Below are 1,170 nucleotides of genomic sequence, written 5' to 3' on the forward strand. Positions count from 1 at the left end.
GGCTGGCGCCTAGGGGGAGCCATCAAGACCGCCGAGCGCAAGCTGGCCGAAGGCACTCTGCTGCACGGCGGGCAACCGCTTATGGCTTGGTGCTGCGGTAACGCCAGGGTCGAGCCGCGCGGTAACGCCATCCTCATCACCAAGCAGGCCAGCGGCTCGGCCAAGATCGACCCGCTGATGGCTCTGTTCAACGCGGTCACGCTGATGGCGCTCAACCCTGAGGCGAAGGGCGGCATGGACAACTACCTCAACAACGGCTTCTTTGACCTAATAGGCTGACCATGTCATTCAAGTGGTACAACCCGAGCACCTGGCGGTTCTTCGGCTACACCGACCCAACCACCGGCGACTACGTCGAGGTGGACATGGAGGTCGGCGGAAAAACCACCGCCTCCGGCATCAAGGTCACGACCAAGGCCGCACTGTCGATCAGCATGGTCTGGTCCTGCGTCAAGATCCTGTCCGAATCGCTCAGCGGCCTGCCGCTCAAGCTGTACGACGACAAGGACGGCAACCGGGCAATGGTGGACGGTAAGGATCGGACGCAGAAACTGCTGAACAAGCCCAACCCGTACATGACCCGGCTGAATTTCTTGAAGTTCGTGGTTGTGAACATGGCGCTGCGTGGCAACGCCTTCGCCTTAATTGAGCGCAACGTTCATGGCGACCCCATCGGGCTGATCCCGCTGGATGGAAGGACGGTCAGCATCGACACCGATGATGATCTGCTCTACATGGTGACGCCCAGCAAAGGCGATCGCTTTCCGGTCTCGCCGGAGAACATGCTGCATTTCAAGCTATTCAGCATGGACGGTATCACCGGCTTGTCGCCAATCGAGCATCAGGCCGAAACCATGGGGTTGGCCAAGGCCGGCCAACGCTGGTCGGCGCGATTCATGCGCAAGGGCGGCTTTACCGGCGGTTATGTCATCTACGAGCAGTTCCTGACCGAGGCCCAGCAAGCCATGGTCATGAAGAAGTTTCCCGACGTGCGCAAGGCCGACGCCGACGACATGGGCAAGATGGCCGTCCTACAGGGCAACCCGAAGATTGTCCCGGCCGGTATCAGCCAGAGGGACGCGCAGTTCATCGAGTCGCAGCAGTTTCAGGAAGAAGCACTAGCGGGCATCTACGGCGTCCCGCTGTGGCTGGCCAACCGTGCCGGCAAGA

At 60.9% G+C, this 1,170-nt stretch carries 1 protein-coding gene and 1 pseudogene; both read left to right on the plus strand.

Going from position 1 to position 1,170, the window contains the following annotated elements; translation table 11 throughout:
- A pseudogene (locus tag ACIPZC_RS26020) lies at nt 1-279 on the plus strand (terminase large subunit); the annotation flags it as partial.
- 2 nt (nt 280-281) lie between these two features.
- Nucleotides 282-1,170: phage portal protein (locus tag ACIPZC_RS26025; RefSeq protein ID WP_400630437.1), on the plus strand; the 889-nt coding region annotated here is incomplete at its 3' end.

Origin of the sequence: Pseudomonas sp. NPDC089743, assembly GCF_044748785.1 — a bacterium.
Classification (GTDB): domain Bacteria; phylum Pseudomonadota; class Gammaproteobacteria; order Pseudomonadales; family Pseudomonadaceae; genus Aquipseudomonas; species Aquipseudomonas putida_X.